This window comes from Flavobacterium zhoui (assembly GCF_042787235.1).
GTDB lineage: Bacteria > Bacteroidota > Bacteroidia > Flavobacteriales > Flavobacteriaceae > Flavobacterium > Flavobacterium zhoui.
In genome coordinates this window covers 1-1,000 of the sequence record NZ_JBHZPY010000038.1, presented here as the reverse complement: position 1 = coordinate 1,000, position 1,000 = coordinate 1, and the positions used below count along the sequence as shown (strand labels likewise).

The 1,000-nt window shown below is 28.1% G+C and carries 1 protein-coding gene; it reads left to right on the top strand.

Going from position 1 to position 1,000, the window contains the following annotated elements:
• Positions 1-100 precede the first annotated feature (100 nt).
• Positions 101-985, top strand: coding sequence for an IS982 family transposase (locus ACFX5F_RS16225; RefSeq protein WP_432205799.1), 885 nt, complete (start codon positions 101-103; stop codon positions 983-985).
• Positions 986-1,000: the final 15 nt, after the last annotated feature.

The window sequence follows — 1,000 nt, the reverse complement described above, 5'->3', positions numbered from 1 at the left end:
TAACCCGTTGGGTGTAATTATTTAAAGCAAAATAAATTGATTAGATATTGGTCAAGATACTGAAATTCAGTATCTTGAAGTCGCTAAACAACCAATATCTATGTCAAATATAGTAAAAAATTATTTTAGAGTTTTAGAAGTTATAAGTTCTTTGAATTGTGAATTAGAATATAAATCGGATGTTGGTAGAAAACAAAAAATGTCTGATTTAGAAGTAGTTGCATTGAGTTTGACAGCTGAATTTATGTCTATTGATAGTGAGAATTCTTTATTTAAAGAGATTGATAAGCAACAAATTCCTAATCTAATTGAGCGAAGTCAATTCAATAAAAGAAGACGAAAATTGTTTTTATTTTCAGAAGAAGTAAGAACAAAATTAGCCTCACGGTTTTTAGAATTTGAAGATTATTATATAGTCGATAGTATGCCGTTGGAGATTTGTAAATTTGCTCGTCATAGGAGAATTAAAATCTGTAAAAATGAGTTCGAAACAGCTCCTTCAAAAGGGTTTTGTGCTTCTCAAAACAGCTGGTTTTACGGATATAAATTACATGGAGTTTGCTCCATTAATGGGATTTTTCATTCCTTAGATATTACAAAAGCAGAAGTTCATGATGTTCATTTTTTAAAAAACATAAAACAACAAATGTCTGATTGCGTGTTGCTTGGAGATAGAGGTTATTTATCTCAAAGCATTCAATTAGATTTATTTCAAACAGTAAACATCAAATTAGAAACGCCAAAAAGGAAAAATCAAAAAGATTATAAACCACAGCCTTATATTTTTCGAAAGTCAAGGAAAAGAATCGAAACATTATTTTCGCAATTATGTGACCAGTTCAGAATTAGAAATAATTATGCTAAAACTTTTGAAGGTTTTAAAACAAGAATTTTAGCAAAAATAACAGCATTAACATTGGTTCAATATATCAATAAATTTATCTTTGATAGACCAATAAATAATATCAAAAATCAAATCATTTAATTACACCCAACGGGT

Bases quoted from the DNA above. Each gene is read 5' to 3' on its own strand.
- ACFX5F_RS16225 (WP_432205799.1), top strand. From the start codon at position 101: ATGTCAAATATAGTAAAAAATTATTTTAGAGTTTTAGAAGTTATAAGT.